Here is a 16,962-nt window from a genome sequence, read left to right on the forward strand (position 1 = left end):
ATAAGGTACTATTTGGAAAGCAATGCCGCAGCGGGCTCATCTACAAACCAGTGCAATTGTCCTTTCGGCTGAATGACTTGGGACGGATAAAGGTCAATGTTTCTTTCACCTTCCAGAACATTCTTCAACGTCTGTGCTTTGCCTTCGCCAACCGCCAGAAAGGCAACTGCCGCTGCCTGGTTGACAATGGGTGCTGTCAGCGTAATGCGGTACATATCCTGCGCAGGCAGGAAAAAGGAAGTTGCCCAGCGTTTTTCCTCATGTACTACTTCGGTTCCCGGAAACAATGACAGTGTATGTCCGTCATCGCCCATTCCGAGCAGCACAAAATCGAAGGTGGTTTCTTTTCCTTCAAACTGTGTTCGCAAAAGATGTTCATAGTTGGCAGCAGCATCTTCCGGCGACAAGTCAGTGCGCATCATGAAGATGTTCTCCTTGCTTACCGGAACCTTATTGAGCAGTTCATCGTAGCACATTCTGGCATTATTCCGCGAATCCTCGAAAGGAACAGCGCGTTCATCTCCCCAGAAGAAAAGGATATCTCCCCACGGGATCTGCTCTTTGTAAGGGGATTGTGCAAGCAGTGAATAAAGTTGCTTCGGAGTACTTCCGCCCGAAAGCACGAATGTAAAATGCGGCTTTTCGGAAAGTACCTCTTTTATATAACTTACAAGCCAGGAAGCAAGCTCCTCGCTGAGCTGCTTCCCGTCTTTTGCAATGTGGATTTCCATATGTCAGGGTACAGGTGGGAGATTGATCCAGGTATGTCCGTCGCGGGCGATCAATGCATCGGCTTCGTCAGGACCCCATGAATCCGGTGCATAATTCGGGAAATCCTGCGGCAATCTTGCCTCCCAGGTTTCCAGGATCGGCATAATCACTTTCCACGCTGCATCTACCTGGTCGTTTCGCATGAACAGCGTCGCGTCACCTTCCATTACATCCAGCAGCAACGTTTCGTAAGCCTCCGGCAGGTGTTCCCCGGCCGCAGCGTCGTAGTCGAATGTCATGTCCACAGGATCAAGCGTCATCGTCTGCCCCGGGCGTTTTGACTGGAAACGAATGCTGATATCCATATTCGGCTGAATACTGATCGTCAGCCGGTTGGCGCGCCAGGTTTCAGCTGCTTCTGCCGGGAATGCATAATGCGGCGCAGGTTTGAACTGCAATGTAATATGTGTTGCTTTCTGGTTGAGGTACTTACCGGTCCTTACATAGAACGGTACCCCCTGCCAGCGCCAGTTGTCAATGTAAAATTTGGCAGCAGCAAAAGTATCTATATTAGACTGCGGGTTAACTCCAATTTCTTCACGGTACCCCACTACTCTTTCTCCTTTTTTCCAGCCACCTGAGTACTGGCCACGCACTGCGAAGTCGTGAACCTGCTCTTTTGTAATCCGGCGGATCGCATTCAGAACGTCTACTTTCTTGTTACGGATTTCGTTTGCATCGAATGATACGGGCGGTTCCATTGCGATCATACAAAGGATTTGCAGGATGTGGTTTTGCACCATATCACGCAATGCACCTGCATGTTCGAAATAGCCACCGCGACCTTCAAGGCCTACACTTTCGGCGGCAGTGATCTGGATATGGTCAATGTAATTCCGGTTCCAGATCGGCTCGAACAATGCATTTGCGAAACGCAATGCAAGGATATTCTGAACGGTTTCTTTTCCCAAATAATGGTCAATCCTGAAAATCTGCTCCTCTGCGAACATTTCAGAAAGCAGGATGTTTAAGTCATGCGCACTCGCCAGGTCGTGACCGAAAGGTTTTTCAACCACAATCCTCGTTGTACCTTTCTCAGAACAGATCTTCAACGCGCCAAGCTTCTGCGCGATCGATGGAACAAGCTGAGGCGCAACTGCCAGGTAGAAAATCACGTTGGGATGAACTCCCCACTCCTCTTCTTTCTGCTTGACAAGGTCTGTGATCTTGTGGTAAGCAGCCGCATCGTCTCCGTCCATTTGCAGGTACGAAACATGCTCGGTGAATTCTGTCCAGTGACCATTCTGCTTTCCTTTTCTCCGGGAAAACTTGGTTACACCATCCAGCAAATGCTCATGATAAGCTTCGTTTGTATAGGGACTTCTTCCGATTCCGGCGATTGCGAACTGATCCGGCATCCAGTTATCTAAAAAAAGATTGTAAAGTGCCGGAGTTAACTTCCTGTAATTCAAATCCCCGCTTCCGCCGAAGATAAAAAGTACCGAGGCAGGAGGACGTTTATTGCTTTGCATAAAACTTCGATTTTATTGTTGACCCCACTCTGTATGAAAAGTACCGGGGATATCGATACGTTGGTAAGTGTGCGCTCCGAAATAATCGCGTTGCGCCTGGATTAAGTTGGTCGGCATCCGTTCCGATTTGTAAGCATCGAAATAGCCCAATGCTGACATCAGACCTGCCGACGGTATACCTGCTTTCACAGCATACGCGATCAATTCACGCGTCTTACCTTCTGCTGACTTAACGAGTGCAGCGACCTCTTGGTTCAGTAATATATTGGACAATTCCGGGTTCTGCTTGTAAGCCTCAACAAAGACCGGAAGCAGCGAAGAGCGGATAATGCAGCCGCCGCGCCATACACTTACAACCTCGGGAAGAGGGATATCCATTTGCAGGTCTTTGGAAGCCTGGAACAACATCGCCAATCCCTGTGCGTAGCTCAGGATAGTAGCAAAATACAATGCATCATAAACCAGATCAATCAATTCTTGCTCAGGGAGATCAGCCGCTGCAGCCTGGGTATATAATGCAGCCGCCTGTACCCGCTCATCCTTGTAGCCGGACAATGTGCGCATTGCTACCGCAGTATCAATCACCGGCACCGCAACAGGAAGCTCCATCGAATCCTGAGAAGTCCATTTTCCGGTTCCTTTTGAGCCCGCTTTGTCGGAGATAACATCTACCAGGTAAGCGTCTGTTTTATCGTCTTTTTGCAGGAAAATATCAGCTGTAATTTCAACAAGGAATGATTTGAGCTTGCCTTCATTCCAGGTTTTGAATGTTTCCTGGATCTTCTGGTTGCTCAATCCGGCTGCTTTAAGGATCGCATATGATTCGCTGATCAGCTGCATAATGGCGTATTCTATTCCGTTATGCACCATTTTGACATAATGCCCGGCACCTTCCTTACCAAGATAAGCCACGCAAGGCGTACCATCCACTTTGGCGGCAACTGCTTCCAGCATTGGTCTTACATTTTCATACGCGAGCAAATCGCCACCCGGCATAATACTTGGTCCGCGGCGCGCGCCTTCTTCACCGCCAGAAACGCCAATTCCCATGAAGTGGATCTCTTTTTCACGCAGGTATTTGACGCGGCGCAATGTATCGGTGTAATGCGAATTTCCTCCGTCGATGATCACATCCCCTTTTTCAAGCAGCGGCAGCAAAGAGGCAATCACATCGTCAACAGGCTGACCAGCCGGCACGAGCATCATTACATTGCGCGGGCGCTTTAAGAGGCTGATCATTTCTGCCAGCTCGGATACACCTTTTACGGTAGTTCCGGGCGTAGCTGCACCTTCCAATGCGGAATTCTTGGCCGCATCTTTGTCAAAACCGATAACCGAGAAGCCGTGGTCGGCCATATTCCGCAAGAAGTTGCGGCCCATTACGCCCAACCCGATCATTCCAAAATCGAATATGTTTTCTGCCATGATAAATTCGTCTAAAATAAAGTCCCTGCAATATTAAGTGAAAATAGCCTGCGGGGTGATCTTTTATGCAGTTTTGTTGACTGGGGTTTTCGTTACTTACCCGTACAAAGAAGTTTGAATGCGGAGTATTCGGGCACTATAAACAACAAAAAAGCCATTGAAAACAACGTTGAACGTTGTCTTCAATGGCTTTACAGAAGCTTGTGTTATTGATATTATGGTTTTGTTACAACAATCGAAGAAGAGTAAACATCCTGGCTGCCATCTGAAAGCACGACCGGAACTCCGTTTTTCCAATATTTGGCAACGTTTTTCGAGCCGTTATATGCACCACCGGATACGTAAACGTCATTTCCTATGACCGTAATACCCGAGGTATAATTCCCACCCGGCAGAATAACAGGAACTCCGTTTTTCCAGTATTTGGCAATGCTGGTACTTCCGCTGAATTCGCGCCCTGTGATATATACATCACTTCCGAAAACAGTTATATCAAGCGCCTCTGAATAGTTTAAACCGTCAACAAGAGGCACTTCAATGCCATTCTTCCAATATTTTGCTACGTCAAATGTGCCATTGTATTGATTGCCAACTACGTGAACATCGCTACCTGAAACCGCAATTGCATTGGCATACGCACTCATGGATCCATCGGTGAGTTTCGTAATCGCGCCATTCTTCCAGTAACTGGCAACAGAATTGTTACCGGAAACACCAAAACCTGCTACGTAAATATCACCCGCAGAGACAGCAATGCTCCTTGCCCATTTACCTTCGTCCAACTTAACCAGCTCGCCATTCTTCCAGTAAGCGGCAGAAGAGCCCAGTGTATCTGTGAATACACCTGCTATGTACAGATCTGCGCCCGATGCGACAACATCACTCAAAGCAGAAGGATTTTGGTTCTTTGCAAGATTGACTAACATACCGTTCTTCCAATACTTTCCTTTCGCAGCTCCTAAGCTATCATTCGCGTAACCTACTATATGCACATCGCTGCCTGATACTGCAATTGAGGTTGTCAGAATAAGCGAGCTTGATGATGTCAGATCAACAGGATTGCCGTTTTTCCAATATTTAGCGGTGAATCTCCCATTTGATTGTTCCCAACCTGCTATGTATACATCCGGCGCAGATGGTATTACGTGATCAACCAATGTACATTGGAGCGAAAAAAGCGATAGCAGAATAAGTGAAAGACCTTTGTAGATTTTCTTCATTGTTGTTGAAAGGTAAGGTGAGTAAAAGAGTACTTTAAGCCGCGCACGAAAAACTAAACCTGAAAACGCTGGCTGAAAGGGAGCAGAATTGTAAACCGGGCACCAGCTCCTTCTTTGCTTTCTGCTGAAATCTGCCCGCGGTGCTTTTCGATGATCTTCTTGGTTACGGATAAACCGATACCTGATCCTTCGTAGCTTTCTTTGGTATTCAACCGCTCAAAAAGGGAAAATATCTTCTCCTGATACTGCATATCGAAACCAATTCCATTGTCCTCAACCAGGATGCAGCACATCGGGATTTCGGATTGGTCAGGCGCACTTCTATTTAGGTCAGATGAAATGTGGGTAATTTTAATGACCGGCGTTGCAGCAGGGTCAGCAAATTTGATCGAATTGCTGATCAGGTTTTGGAACACCTGCTTGATCTGCGCCCGGTTACCTTCGATAGCGGGCAATGCGCCTACGACCAGCTGGACCTTCTTTTCTTCAATCAAAATTTCATAATCATCTTCAATTTCCCTGATCAGCTCGCGAAGCTCGAACAGTTCCGGATTAATCTGATCACTGGATAACCGCGAATATTTGAGGATATCATTGACCATATTCCGCATTCGTACTGAGGATGCAGAGATCTTTTCGAGATATATCTTCGCTTCCGGATTCGCTTCTTTCCCGTAAGTAGTCGCAAGCAGGTTAGAGAAAATAAGGATTTTCCGCAACGGTTCCTGCAAATCGTGCGAGGCTACGGAAGCAAATTGCTGTAAATCGTGATTACTTGCTTCCAGCTGCAAATTGGTTTCTTCGAGCCTTTTATAGTTTTCTTTGAGCTGCTTTTGAGTATGTTTTTGAAAGGAAAGATCAGTAACGATTACACTCAGCGATTCGCGTCCGTCAAGATCAAGCGTGGCGACGGATAATTGGCAAGGGATATTTTTGTCGTTCTGCTGAATGCAAAGCTCCATTTTCATATCCTCTTTCCACCCGTTGCTGATCAGATTTTTGAATGCTTCCTGGAATTCTTCTGCAATAAATAATTCCAATGAAGAGCCTACCACATTCGACAACGGCACGCCGACCATTTCTGCAAACATCGAATTACAGTAAAGGACTGTCCCGTCGCGATTGATCGTCACAGCACCTTCATTCATTTTTTCGATGAAAATCCGGTAGGTATGGTCTGCCGACTTCAATGTGTACAGCTGGTCTCCGGCCTCTGGATCATTCACGATAATAGCGTCAACCTGCCCGGTCCTGATTGCATGGATCGTGTCGTTTGATTCCTGCAACTGCCGGGAAAGCTGCTGCACTTCTGCGAGTAGCTCTTCGTATGTTTTACTGTTATCCATTGCTTTCCGGAGATAGTCCAAGGCCGTGCAGCAACTTTGCCGTATCGGACATATCTCCGATAAATTTTCTTTCCGGATAAGGACTTATTTTTAAGAGAAGGGGTAACGCCAGCAATTGCTGCTGTGACGCGAGCGATTTGTCCTGATAAACATCAATGATCTGCAGACTGTAATTTCCTTTCAGGTAGCGTTCACATATTTCACGGATATTGACGATTGCACGCGTCGAATTTGGCGATGCGCCCGCAACGTAGAGCCGCAGCACGTAAGGTTCAATGCTGTGGTCGGGTGTATCCGGTAAAACAGGTGGAATTTCGTTCATTGTTTGGAAGTCGAACGAATATCCAGACCAACAAGCACTTTTTCTTCATTGGAAAGATCCCCTATAATCTTGCGGATCGGTTCGGGTACCTTTTTTACAAGCGTAGGAATTGCGAGTATCTGATCGCCTTCGGCCAGCTGCGGCTGTTGAAGCAAATCAATGACCTCAATGGTGTATTTGCCTTTCAGGTGCTCTTCGCAGTATTTTTTCAAATTGGTAAGTGCCGCAACAGATCGTGGTGTCTGTCCGGCAATGTAAAGTCTTAACTCCCAAATTCCTTCGATGGGTTCTGTATTCACTTGATCAGAAATCATTGCTTATCTCTTTTTTGAGTGAGCACCTGCCGGTTTTCCTCAATTATACTTTTTTTTAGCTCTTCTTCGATGTACGTCTTGTTAAGTTCTTCCTGAACTGATTCAAACTCTTCACGAAGCGAAGCGATTTTTGATTCGAGTACAAACTTCTTCCGCTCTATCTCGCGATCTTTTCTTGTTACGGCATGATCACGCAGGGCAATACCCGTTTTTTCAAGCAGCTGCTGTTCCTCTCTGGCTGAACCTGTAAGCACACCTCCCGGGCCAAGGAATACATCGACCAGCTTGATACCTGTGTCTGAAATCAAAAACTCCCGAACTTGGTTAGAATGCTTCATACCGCGGGATTTCATCACGTACATTCCCCGGTTACGTTCCCCATTGGACTCGATATCACGCACCAGAAGCCAGGAATCCACCAGAGAGGATATTCCCTCGTCGGATTGTTCAGACCGGTTATCTTTCAGCGCCAGCGCCGTGAACATAACTGTTATTTGTTTGGACTGCAGGTAATCAATAAGTCTGATCAACAGACTTTTTACCTCGCTGGTAGAGCCGACTGTGATCAGATTCGTGATCGGATCCATGACAATGACCTGTGGCTTAACATCTTCGATCATTTTTGTCATTGACAGCAAATGCAGTTCAAGACCATTCAATGTCGGGCGTGACGCCTTAAAGTAAAGAAGTCCGTCGTCCACATGTTTTTGCAGATCCATATTAATGGAGCGCATATTCCTGATGATCTGCTGCGGCGACTCTTCGAATGCGAAGAATATGCACTTCCGCCCGTCTTTACATGCCTGATCTGCAAAATTGGCTGCAATGCTCGTTTTCCCGGTACCTGCTGTCCCGGACACGAGAATGCTGCTTCCTTCGTAAAATCCGGTACCGCCAAGCATTTTGTCCAGTGTAGAAATGCCGGAAGATATTTTATTGGAAGAAACATCATTGTCCAGCATCAGGGAAGTTACCGGCAGCACGGAAATACCTTCTTCATCAATGAGGAAAGGATACTCGTTGGTACCATGCACGGTACCGCGGTATTTGACAATGCGCAGAATACGGGTGGAAACTTTGTTTTCAATACGATGGTCCAAAAGGATCACGCAATCCGAGACATATTCTTCCAAGCCCTGTCTGGTCAGATTTGCGTCGCCCTGCTCTCCTGTGATCACCGCAGTTACCTGTTTTTCTTTGAGCCATTGAAACAATCTTCTGAGCTCGGCCCTTAATATCGCCTGATTTCCCAGACCTGAAAACAGACTTTCCAGCGTATCCAAGACAATCCTTTTGGCTCCGATAACATCAATTGCATAGCCAAGCCTGATAAATAGTCCTTCCAGATTGTATTCTCCGGTTTCTTCGATCTCGTGCCGCTCTACGTGCACATGGTCAATTTTGATCAGCTTATCCTGTTCAAGCTGTTTGAGATCGTATCCCAGTGACATTACGTTTTGCGCCAGTTCCTCTGATTTTTCTTCAAAAGCCACAAAAACACCCGGTTCGTTGAATTTCTGTGCACCGTGCACCAGAAACTCCATTGCCATCAGCGTTTTTCCGGATCCGGCTCCGCCGCAGATCAGCGTGGGGCGCCCTTTCGGTAATCCGCCTAATGTGATCTGGTCGAGACCATTGATGCCGGTGGGTGCTTTCGGCAGCTTTGGTGCGTTTATTTTTGTGGGATCAAAATTCATAGTGCCTGTTGAAGAGCGTTTTATTGTCTTAAAGTAAGTATTTCCTTTGGAGTTGTTGAATGAGCTGCTCAAATTCTTCGATAGAATCCGGCTTCTTGTAAACAGCGGCTACACCTGCGCGCTGCGCGTCTTTGGCAAGTTGCTCACCGGGGGAAGTCGACATGATTACAATGGGAGCTCCCTCGGCAGCGGGGATTTTTTGAACATGCGAAACGGTCTCCAGTCCATTCATCTTCGGCATGTTCATATCGACAATGATGAGCGATACTTTTAATGCAGTATTTTTAAGTAACTCAATGAGGTAAAGTCCGTTCTCGGCCTCGATGAGTTCTGCTGTTATGTTCGACGAAACGATGGCGTGTTTGATGAAAAACCTGTCGTCGCTATCGTCGTCCGCTATGAAAATTGCCTTACTGGAAGTTGAATCGCTCATTACTTTAACCTGCGAATGCTGCTGCTTACTCAATTTGAAAAATCATCGGCAGGCACAAGTCGCAGCTTATCAAACACTTAATCTGCTTATCTGAACAACTCACGCTTTTGAAGAAATGCGCAACGTGATTAGCTGCTCGTTCCATCAAGACTGTCGATCCCAAGTTTACGAAAAAAAGCTGGTTTCGGATTTTCACCCCTGCATTTTAGACAAAATAAAAACAGTCCAAAAACAAAAAAGCCACGTACAAAAAATGTAAGTGACTTCTTATCTGTGGAGAATATCGGATTCGAACCGACGACCTCTTGCATGCCATCCAGATTTTTGAGGATTTTTTGTATATTTGATTTTTATAAAAAACAGTTTAACATATTGATTTTTAGTCAGTTAGTTAAGTTTCTTTAAGTTTGCTTAATTATCCTTAGACAAGAAATGTTCGACCTATGTTCGACCTAATTTTGATCAAAATATGCACTGATGGCACTCTCAACCAAGTTTATCCTTGCTTCCAAAGTTAATGATTCCTCTGAGTATCCGATTATGCTCCGCATCATTATTGATCGTAAGAATCAGTTAGTCAGTACGAAAAAGAGTTGTAAACGCGAAAATTGGCTGGAAAGTCAACAGCAAGTTGCCCGCGGTCACCCTAAGCATCAGGAGATCAATTTACTACTGCGAACAATCATCTCCGAGTTAGATTTCCTGATCATTTCCGAAGGAAAAAAAGGTCGGAAGCCCACGTTCGACGAAATGAAAACTGTGGTTCGTAATTTGACCGGCGCAACGAAAGAACCAGAGAGCAAATCACTTTTTAAGCTCTTTGAGGACCATATTTCTCTGCTCAATCAGCAAAACCGGATTGGCTACGCAGACACCTTTAAATTTACGCTGAGCAGCTTGAAAGGGTTTGTGAAAAACAAGGACCGAGATCTCCTATCTATCAATCTAAATTTTCTAAAGAAATATGAAGAATACTTGATGGAACGCGGATGCGCTATCACCACAAGAAGTGTCTATCTAAGAACCTTCAGAACGATGTGGAAGGTGGCAATCCGAGAGAAATTTTGCCCCGAAGGTCACTATCCTTTTAAAGAGCTAGCATTTGGCAAATACAACAATCCTAGAACCAAAAAAAGGGCGATCCAAAAATGGCAAATTGATCAAATCTCAGCACTGAAGATCGATCCAATGAATGACACTCTCATTAATTCACGTAATTATTTCCTTTTCAGTTTTTATTGCCGAGGAATCAATTTTACGGATCTTGCGAGTTTGAAATGGGACAATATTGTTGACGACGAACTCGAATATATCAGATCGAAAACCAAGGAAGAATTTCGCTTTAAGCTCCATCCAGAAGCTATGCGGATCCTTGATTTTTACCGAAATCTCCGAGGCAATAGCGATGCCGGCTACATCTTTCCCATATTGTACAAAAGACACGACAGCATACAGTCGATCAGATATAGAAAGCAAAAGATTCGAACGCGGGTTAACAAAGATTTACAAGAATTAGGTACAATCTTAGGCATTCAGAAGAATCTGACTACTTACGTGGCGCGACATTCATATGCAACCACGCTCCGGAGAAACGGAGTATCCAAGGAGAATATAGGCAGATCATTGGGACATGACAGCTTAAAAACAACTGATATTTACCTTGAAGACATCGGGGACCCAATTTTGGATGAACTGATTAACTCAACGCTTTGAACGCATGTATTTTTTCAATTTGCCAGGCTTCGATCCTGACCTCGGTATAAACTTGGACGATCAGGGACGGTTTCCTTATCTAAGATTCGCGGATCACGTTTTTCAAAGAGGAAAAGTTGACTACCTATCACAGAACTTCAACTTTAAGAACATTGCTGATAAAGCAGCGCCACCAGTCTTTCTCAGTGAACCAAATCTGGAAGCCATTTTCAACCAGAAAAACCGGGCGAATATCATCGTAGACCACCATAGCCCAATCTCGGAGCCTTATGCCGACGAACTGAGAGCGCAATTTGAAAAAGGTTACTTCGACGCGATGAAGGAGTATCCACAACAAATAGTCTCTATTCTCTATAATCCTGACGACGAGAACAAAACCGCGCATTTGGAGCAGTTTATTGAATATTGCTCCTATCATTTATACTTTGAGGGATTTGCTGTTCCATCCTGTTTATACGCACTCGGATTCATCCAGGCTTACCTCGTACGAGCGTGCGGCGACAGAGTAAATACCCTTCGCCTTCCTAAGTATAAATTTCCGGTCCTGTTACAGAAGCAAGAATTGCAAGTGGTCGAAGCGCAAACGAAAGGTTCGGAGCGAATTCCCCTGGACTACGCGGTTGACGAAATCATATCCATGTGGTTGATTTTAATTGATGCGTGGAAATGTAAGGCAGTGGGCTCGATTCAGGTTTTTGCCAGTGAAGAGGAAGTATTGCAGCTCTTAGGGATGATGTTTGAAGAAAAAGGAGGCAGACTGCCTAGACCTCAACACGAGTACTTTGAAATGCCTCCGGGAAACTACGAGCGTGTTTTAAACCTGCTCATGCATGCCACCTATAAGCTGAACACAGATCGGAACAATATTGGGCTTGACAGATACTGTCAATTGCTGCTCGATACATTTTCCTGCTATTCGAAAACCAAGCTGGAAAGTCTTCGCAGCAACATCAATAAAGCGCGTGGCAATATCGTGCAGAGTATTGGTAGTCTGGCTGATAGCCCCCATTCTAAAAATGTTTTGAAAACATTAAGGAAAATAAACGAGTACGGCGTCGACGACCTGACTTAGTCAACTTCATATTGTTTTTCCCCGATTTTCTAGCCTTGCTTTGCCCATCACCAAAACGTAAATGGGATGAACACAACAGTTCTAGTTTCAATGAACGATCAACAGTTATCAGAGCTGATTGAATCTTCACTGCGCCGGGTTTTAGAGTCAAAACCGGACGCTTCTGCCGATACCAGTGACACTTTGCTGGACACCAAGGAGGCGGCACGCCTGACCAAATACAAGGAGACTTCCATTTATGGGCTGGTGAAAAGAAAAAAGATCCCGTTCTGTAAAATGGAAGGCAAGCTACTCTTTTCACGCAGGGAGCTTCTGGAATGGATAGCCAATGGTCAGCAGAAAATAGAAGGTAGTCATGAAAGATAATCCGGTCTATCTGCGCATTGGTACCAGTTACTTTAAGAAAGTCAACCGGCCACTATCTTCCGGCGACACGATTTCCTCCTTGATCCCCTGGTCGGCTGAATGCATCCGGTTGGATCACAGCCGTGACTATTTGAAAGACCAGGTGGATTGCTTCGACGGATTTTGTTTTGTGCCGAGCCATCTGGATTACCAACAAAAGGTCGGCGGGTTTTACGCCCGCTATCAGCCATTCCGGCATGAAACGCGGCAGGGCGATGCCTCGGTGATCTTTCAGTTTCTGGGCCACATTTTCGGTGAGCAGATCGAGATGGGTTATGACTACTTTAAAATCCTGCTCGAACGTCCGACCCAAATCCTTCCAATTTTGTGCCTGGTGAGCGAGGAACGCGGAACCGGAAAGACTACATTCCTGCATTTTGTCAAATCCATCTTCGGCGAAAACATGACGATCAACAGCAACGAGGATTTCCGCTCCAATTTCAACATCGAATGGGCACAGAAACTGGTCATCGGCGTTGACGAAACATTCCTTGATAGAAAGGAGGATTCGGAGCGGATCAAGAATCTTAGCACGGCTCGGTTTTACAAAGTCGAGGCCAAAGGTCACGACCGGCAGGAGGTGGAATTCTTCGGAAAATTCATTTTGTGCAGTAACAATGAAGATCACTTTATCATCGCCGAGCCAGGGGAAATTCGCTATTGGGTGAGAAAGGTGCCACCATTAAAATCAGAGAACCACCACCTGCTTGCCCAGCTACGGGCCCAGATTCCCTTCTTTCTGCATTTTTTGGTGAGCCGTGACTTCGCCCATCCTAGTAAAACAAGAATGTGGTTTACTGCGGATCAAATTGCGACACCCGCATTGAAAAAGCTGCTGAACCAAAATCGGAATAAGCTGGAAGTGGAGATCGCCCATATCCTGCTGACGATCGCAGATGAAAAGGAGCTGGATGAAATCCGGTTTTGCACTGGCGATGTCCAAGACTGGCTCAATAAAAAGCACATCCGTTTCAAAGACCTCTCGCAGATCAAGCGGATCCTGCAAAATGTCTGGAAGTTGAGCCCGGCAAGCAACTCACTTACTTACCCGCAATACAAATTTCTAACCGACGGTTCCGTCTTCGAGCAGACCGGCAAGGGCAGGTTCTACACCCTATCCCGAGGGCGCGTAAATGAGCTCAACGAATTGCCCTAATTTTTGATGCTTTGATGCGCATCATATCTAATTAATTGATTAATAAATAATTACAGCGCATCAAAATCCGCATCAACGTGCATCAATCACCGAATAGCGATGCGGCCCGTGATGCATTTTGATGCTTTTCTGATGCGGGCTTAAATGATTAAAAACCAATCAGTTGTAAGCTCTACGCATCAATTCATCAATTTTTTCACCTTCAAGACCCTGTAATTATGACTTGCGAGCAAGCCAAACAGATATCTATGGTAGACCTGCTGAAACACTGCCATATCCGTCCTCAATATGTCCGGGGACAAGACCATTGGTACCTCTCCCCGTTCAGGGAGGAGAAAACGCCTTCTTTTAAGGTCAATGCGCGGTTGAACCTCTATTACGACCATGGAAGCGGTCAGGGAGGTGATATTATTGATTTAGGGTGCGCCCTGTTTCGTTGCGATACAAAAGCGTTGTTGGAGAAATTGGATTCCGGTCTTTTCCTATTTCAACCGCAAGACCTAAAATCGGCTGGCTTGCATATAGACAGTGCCGTTACGCCAGCCAGAGCAATCGATCAGCCTGCCATCCAAATTACTGCTTTGAAAGAGTTAGGGACTAACCCCGCAATTACCCAGTACCTGGAATCGCGCGGTATCGATCGGGCCGTTGCTAAATCATACTGTCGCGAGGTCTACTACCGGATTGGCGACAAGAATTATTTCGCCGCCGGTTTTGAGAACCGGTCTGGCGGCTATGAGCTGAGAAGTGCGTATTTCAAGGGCTCGACATCTCCGAAAGACATATCCCATATCGAGAATGGTCATAGCTCGGTCTGTGTGCTGGAAGGCTTTATGGATTTTTTGTCGCTTCTCTCGCTTCGAAAACAGGAGCAGATCCAGACCGACTTTGTAGTGCTTAATTCGGTCAGTATGGCAGAGCGAAGTGTGGACATTGTCAAAGGTTACAGCACCGTATTTCTATATCCGGATCACGATGCAGCCGGGAAAAAGCTGCTTGAAAAATTCGAGAACGCGAGGCTCAATTGCGTCGATGCCTCTGGTATCTATAAGGATTACAAGGACCTGAATCAGCTGCTGGTTGCAAGCAAACATCAGGAAAAACAGCCACAACATCGGTACCGTCACAGGAAGTCCCGAGGTCTGGGCCTCTAAGTTTCTTTAAGGGAGCAAGTTTGTGTTTTCGCTTCGCAAAAACTCGTTCAGGCCGCGCCGGAACTCAAACTTGCTTTTACTCCCGATGGTCGCAAAAGATAATCCACAGATTTTGTCAACGAATGAAAGAGGTAGAGAGCATGGAGCAAAATTCACACAAATCCAGAGGTGGAAGGCCACCTAAAAAGGTCAAACGAAATGCGCAGTTGATGGTCCGGCTTTCAGAAACCGAGCGGTTTTTAATCGAGTCGAAAGCCAAGGACGCAGGCCTTCGGCCAAGCACCTGGCTTAGGCAAGCGGCTAAGAAAGCCAGGGTTGTTGCGCGGCTCTCCGCAGAGGAAGCTGGCTTCGTTAGAATGCTGGCTGGCCTGGCTAATAACTTAAACCAGTTGCTCAGATTTACGAATATGCAGGGGCTGCTTTACGAGACAAGAAAAGCCGCGCAGCTTCTATCAGACATTGATCATTTACTCAAAAGACTCACTAACGATGATCGGTAAAATAATGACAGGATCAAGTTTCGGAGGTGCAGTCAGGTATGTCATGCAGAAAGAGCAGGCTATCGTGCTTCATGGCGAAGGTGTCAGGACCCAGGATGTAAAGTCAGCTATCCATGACTTCAATACCCAGCGCCAGATGAATCCCGAGCTGGGCAAGGCAGTCGGTCATCTGGTGCTGAGTTGGAGTTCGTTTGACAAGGATAAGCTCTCACAAAAAGTCATGGTCGAAAGGGCTGCCGAATATATGGCCAAAATGAAAATCCAGAACACCCAATATCTGATCGTTGAACATCGCGATACCAATCAGCCGCATATTCATATCATCTACAACCGGGTTGATAACGCTGGCAAATCCATTTCGGACCGCTTTCAGAAGCGAACCAATCAGAAGGTTTGCAAGGAGATGACCCTGAAACATGGATACTACATAGGCAAAGGAAAGATGCTGGTTAACCGAGCGAGCCTTAACGGGATTGATAAAACACGGTATGAGCTGGCAGATCAGATCAAGATGGCAAGCAGATCGGCAGTGAATTGGAAACAATTGGAAGGCGTGCTTTCATCGAGCGGGATTACCCTGATCTACAAATACAAGTCTGGTACCGATCAGGTTGAAGGTATCAGCTTCCAGAAGGATGGAACGGTGTTGAAGGGCTCAAAAGTGGACAGAAGCATGAGTTTTCTGGCACTTGATAGAAGGCTGCGGGAAAATTTTCAGCAACAGATGTCGGTGAGGCGTCGGATGTTGGAGCGTGGGACACCGCCACCGGCGCAAGAAAAAATGCCATCTCACCGATATGGTTTGCCGAACTATCCGGAGGAAAACGTGCTGAAAGACTTGATGGATCCGGTAAATCAACATGACTCGGTTAATCCGGAGCTCAAAAGAAATCACAAACGCAAAAAATCGAGAGGACTACATCTATGAAAAATATTGAAGATAAACTCGATGGCTTCGAGCAGGTACTGGCTATCCTGGTAAAAAAGATCTCAGTTCTGGAAAGCCTGTTGACTGATTCCAAAGTGCCGGTCGATGATTTAGCACGCCAAATGCTGGCAGAAATTCAGGCCAGCATGGCAAAAATGCCGTCGGGAAAAGTTATGCTTTCTGAGCTTGCTGGTATTCGAAAGCGTCTTGATACATTGTCATCTGCTCTGGCAAATCCTAAGCCAGTTACGTTCGACTTCAAGGCTAAAAGCTATTTCGTTTCATTAGCGGTACTGCTTTGTACTACCGTTTCTTCGCTCACGATAGCAAGATGTTCCAATAAGAAAATTGACCAGGTTCGTCGAACAGCGGCAAGGTATGAAGTGGCTCAACAATTAGCTCCTCGTCTAACGAGCATGATTGATAAAGCCTTCGACCAAGCAGCTGAACCCTCGGTAGACTCACTTCGACATGCGTGGGAGTTGGTGGATGCAAATTCACGCAAGCTTGAAAGTGGCAAGCAGAAACGACGATGAACAAAGTACGGTTTAACGTCTTAGAATCAGAGAATGGTCGTGAACTTCTCAAAGCTTTGCAAGCGGTAAAAGCGTTTGATGGATGCCTTATTATTCTGGACATGAACATGCCTAAAATGAATGGCTTGGAAACACTATCAAATCTACGAGTCATTCCTCAATTAGCTTCCTCACCAACGGTTATGCACTCGACTTCTGAAATGATCGTCTTTACAAACAATTTAGGTGCGCTCGATTACTACATAAAGCCAAATACCGTGGGCGACATTATGAAGATTTATCGGCAGTTTCTTTTCGTACCAACTGGACATTCCTACGTCAAACGGTTGCGCTTTAACCGTAGGTTAAATTTTTAGAAGCCACTAATAACTAAACGTTAAATTTATACCGCGGATCATCAACTAATGGTACAGTCTCATAGACGGAAAATTCCATTAAGCTGTATTCATGAATCAACTGCCGGCCGAATCATTTTTAGGACTTATGCAAACAGCTTGA

At 45.9% G+C, this 16,962-nt stretch carries 18 protein-coding genes; 9 read left to right on the top strand and 9 right to left on the bottom strand.

Features of this window, described 5'->3' with window-relative positions; genetic code table 11:
- Positions 1–8: 8 nt before the first annotated feature.
- The 9 genes from pgl to AC1XTG_RS12775 form a co-directional block, all read right to left on the bottom strand.
- Positions 9–731 (bottom strand): 6-phosphogluconolactonase, encoded by a 723-nt coding sequence (gene pgl / locus AC1XTG_RS12735; RefSeq protein ID WP_056281696.1) that lies wholly within the window; start codon positions 729–731, stop codon positions 9–11.
- Between the two features lie 3 nt (positions 732–734).
- A complete protein-coding gene (gene zwf / locus AC1XTG_RS12740; RefSeq protein ID WP_056281692.1) occupies positions 735–2,243 on the bottom strand; it encodes a glucose-6-phosphate dehydrogenase in 1,509 nt (502 codons plus the stop codon).
- Positions 2,244–2,255: 12 nt separating this feature from the next.
- Positions 2,256–3,668, bottom strand: coding sequence for an NADP-dependent phosphogluconate dehydrogenase (gene gndA, locus AC1XTG_RS12745; RefSeq protein WP_484842247.1), 1,413 nt, complete (start codon positions 3,666–3,668; stop codon positions 2,256–2,258).
- 215 nt (positions 3,669–3,883) lie between these two features.
- Positions 3,884–4,888: a hypothetical protein gene (locus tag AC1XTG_RS12750; protein ID WP_056281685.1), complete on the bottom strand. Its 1,005-nt coding sequence runs from the start codon at positions 4,886–4,888 to the stop codon at positions 3,884–3,886.
- 53 nt (positions 4,889–4,941) lie between these two features.
- Positions 4,942–6,234 (bottom strand): ATP-binding protein, encoded by a 1,293-nt coding sequence (locus AC1XTG_RS12755; protein ID WP_484842248.1) that lies wholly within the window; start codon positions 6,232–6,234, stop codon positions 4,942–4,944.
- Positions 6,227–6,556: a circadian clock KaiB family protein gene (locus AC1XTG_RS12760; protein WP_056281677.1), complete on the bottom strand. Its 330-nt coding sequence runs from the start codon at positions 6,554–6,556 to the stop codon at positions 6,227–6,229. The genes AC1XTG_RS12755 and AC1XTG_RS12760 overlap by 8 nt, the downstream gene beginning before the upstream one ends.
- Complete coding sequence (gene kaiB, locus AC1XTG_RS12765) at positions 6,553–6,870, bottom strand: circadian clock protein KaiB (protein WP_056281676.1); 318 nt, start codon at positions 6,868–6,870, stop codon at positions 6,553–6,555. Before kaiB ends, AC1XTG_RS12760 begins: the two co-directional genes overlap by 4 nt.
- Positions 6,867–8,567 carry a circadian clock protein KaiC gene (gene kaiC / locus AC1XTG_RS12770; RefSeq protein ID WP_056281671.1) on the bottom strand — a complete coding sequence of 567 codons (1,701 nt, stop codon included), beginning with the start codon at positions 8,565–8,567 and terminating at the stop codon, positions 6,867–6,869. Before kaiC ends, kaiB begins: the two co-directional genes overlap by 4 nt.
- Positions 8,568–8,595: 28 nt before the next feature.
- On the bottom strand, positions 8,596–9,033 hold the full coding sequence (locus AC1XTG_RS12775; RefSeq protein WP_056281669.1) for a response regulator: 438 nt from the start codon (positions 9,031–9,033) through the stop codon (positions 8,596–8,598).
- A gap of 444 nt (positions 9,034–9,477) precedes the next feature.
- Here AC1XTG_RS12775 and AC1XTG_RS12780 point away from each other — a divergent pair, with 444 nt between their 5' ends.
- The 9 genes from AC1XTG_RS12780 to AC1XTG_RS12820 all read left to right on the top strand — a co-directional run bounded on the left by AC1XTG_RS12780 (position 9,478) and on the right by AC1XTG_RS12820 (position 16,820).
- Entirely contained in the window at positions 9,478–10,713 is a 1,236-nt protein-coding gene (locus AC1XTG_RS12780) for a phage integrase SAM-like domain-containing protein (RefSeq protein WP_484842249.1), read from the top strand.
- Positions 10,714–10,717: 4 nt separating this feature from the next.
- Positions 10,718–11,785 (top strand): hypothetical protein, encoded by a 1,068-nt coding sequence (locus AC1XTG_RS12785; protein ID WP_484842250.1) that lies wholly within the window; start codon positions 10,718–10,720, stop codon positions 11,783–11,785.
- Positions 11,786–11,875: 90 nt separating this feature from the next.
- Positions 11,876–12,151 carry a helix-turn-helix domain-containing protein gene (locus tag AC1XTG_RS12790; protein ID WP_484842251.1) on the top strand — a complete coding sequence of 92 codons (276 nt, stop codon included), beginning with the start codon at positions 11,876–11,878 and terminating at the stop codon, positions 12,149–12,151.
- On the top strand, positions 12,141–13,346 hold the full coding sequence (locus tag AC1XTG_RS12795) for a primase-helicase family protein (protein ID WP_484842252.1): 1,206 nt from the start codon (positions 12,141–12,143) through the stop codon (positions 13,344–13,346). Before AC1XTG_RS12790 ends, AC1XTG_RS12795 begins: the two co-directional genes overlap by 11 nt.
- A gap of 218 nt (positions 13,347–13,564) precedes the next feature.
- Positions 13,565–14,500 (top strand): toprim domain-containing protein, encoded by a 936-nt coding sequence (locus AC1XTG_RS12800; protein WP_484842253.1) that lies wholly within the window; start codon positions 13,565–13,567, stop codon positions 14,498–14,500.
- Between the two features lie 122 nt (positions 14,501–14,622).
- Positions 14,623–15,000 carry a plasmid mobilization protein gene (locus AC1XTG_RS12805; RefSeq protein WP_484842254.1) on the top strand — a complete coding sequence of 126 codons (378 nt, stop codon included), beginning with the start codon at positions 14,623–14,625 and terminating at the stop codon, positions 14,998–15,000.
- A complete protein-coding gene (locus AC1XTG_RS12810; protein WP_484842255.1) occupies positions 14,990–15,928 on the top strand; it encodes a relaxase/mobilization nuclease domain-containing protein in 939 nt (312 codons plus the stop codon). The genes AC1XTG_RS12805 and AC1XTG_RS12810 overlap by 11 nt, the downstream gene beginning before the upstream one ends.
- Positions 15,925–16,464 carry a hypothetical protein gene (locus AC1XTG_RS12815; RefSeq protein WP_484842256.1) on the top strand — a complete coding sequence of 180 codons (540 nt, stop codon included), beginning with the start codon at positions 15,925–15,927 and terminating at the stop codon, positions 16,462–16,464. Before AC1XTG_RS12810 ends, AC1XTG_RS12815 begins: the two co-directional genes overlap by 4 nt.
- Entirely contained in the window at positions 16,461–16,820 is a 360-nt protein-coding gene (locus AC1XTG_RS12820; protein ID WP_484842257.1) for a response regulator, read from the top strand. Before AC1XTG_RS12815 ends, AC1XTG_RS12820 begins: the two co-directional genes overlap by 4 nt.
- Positions 16,821–16,962 lie beyond the last annotated feature (142 nt).

It is taken from the genome of Dyadobacter sp. HNCC25DJ183, assembly GCF_056895175.1.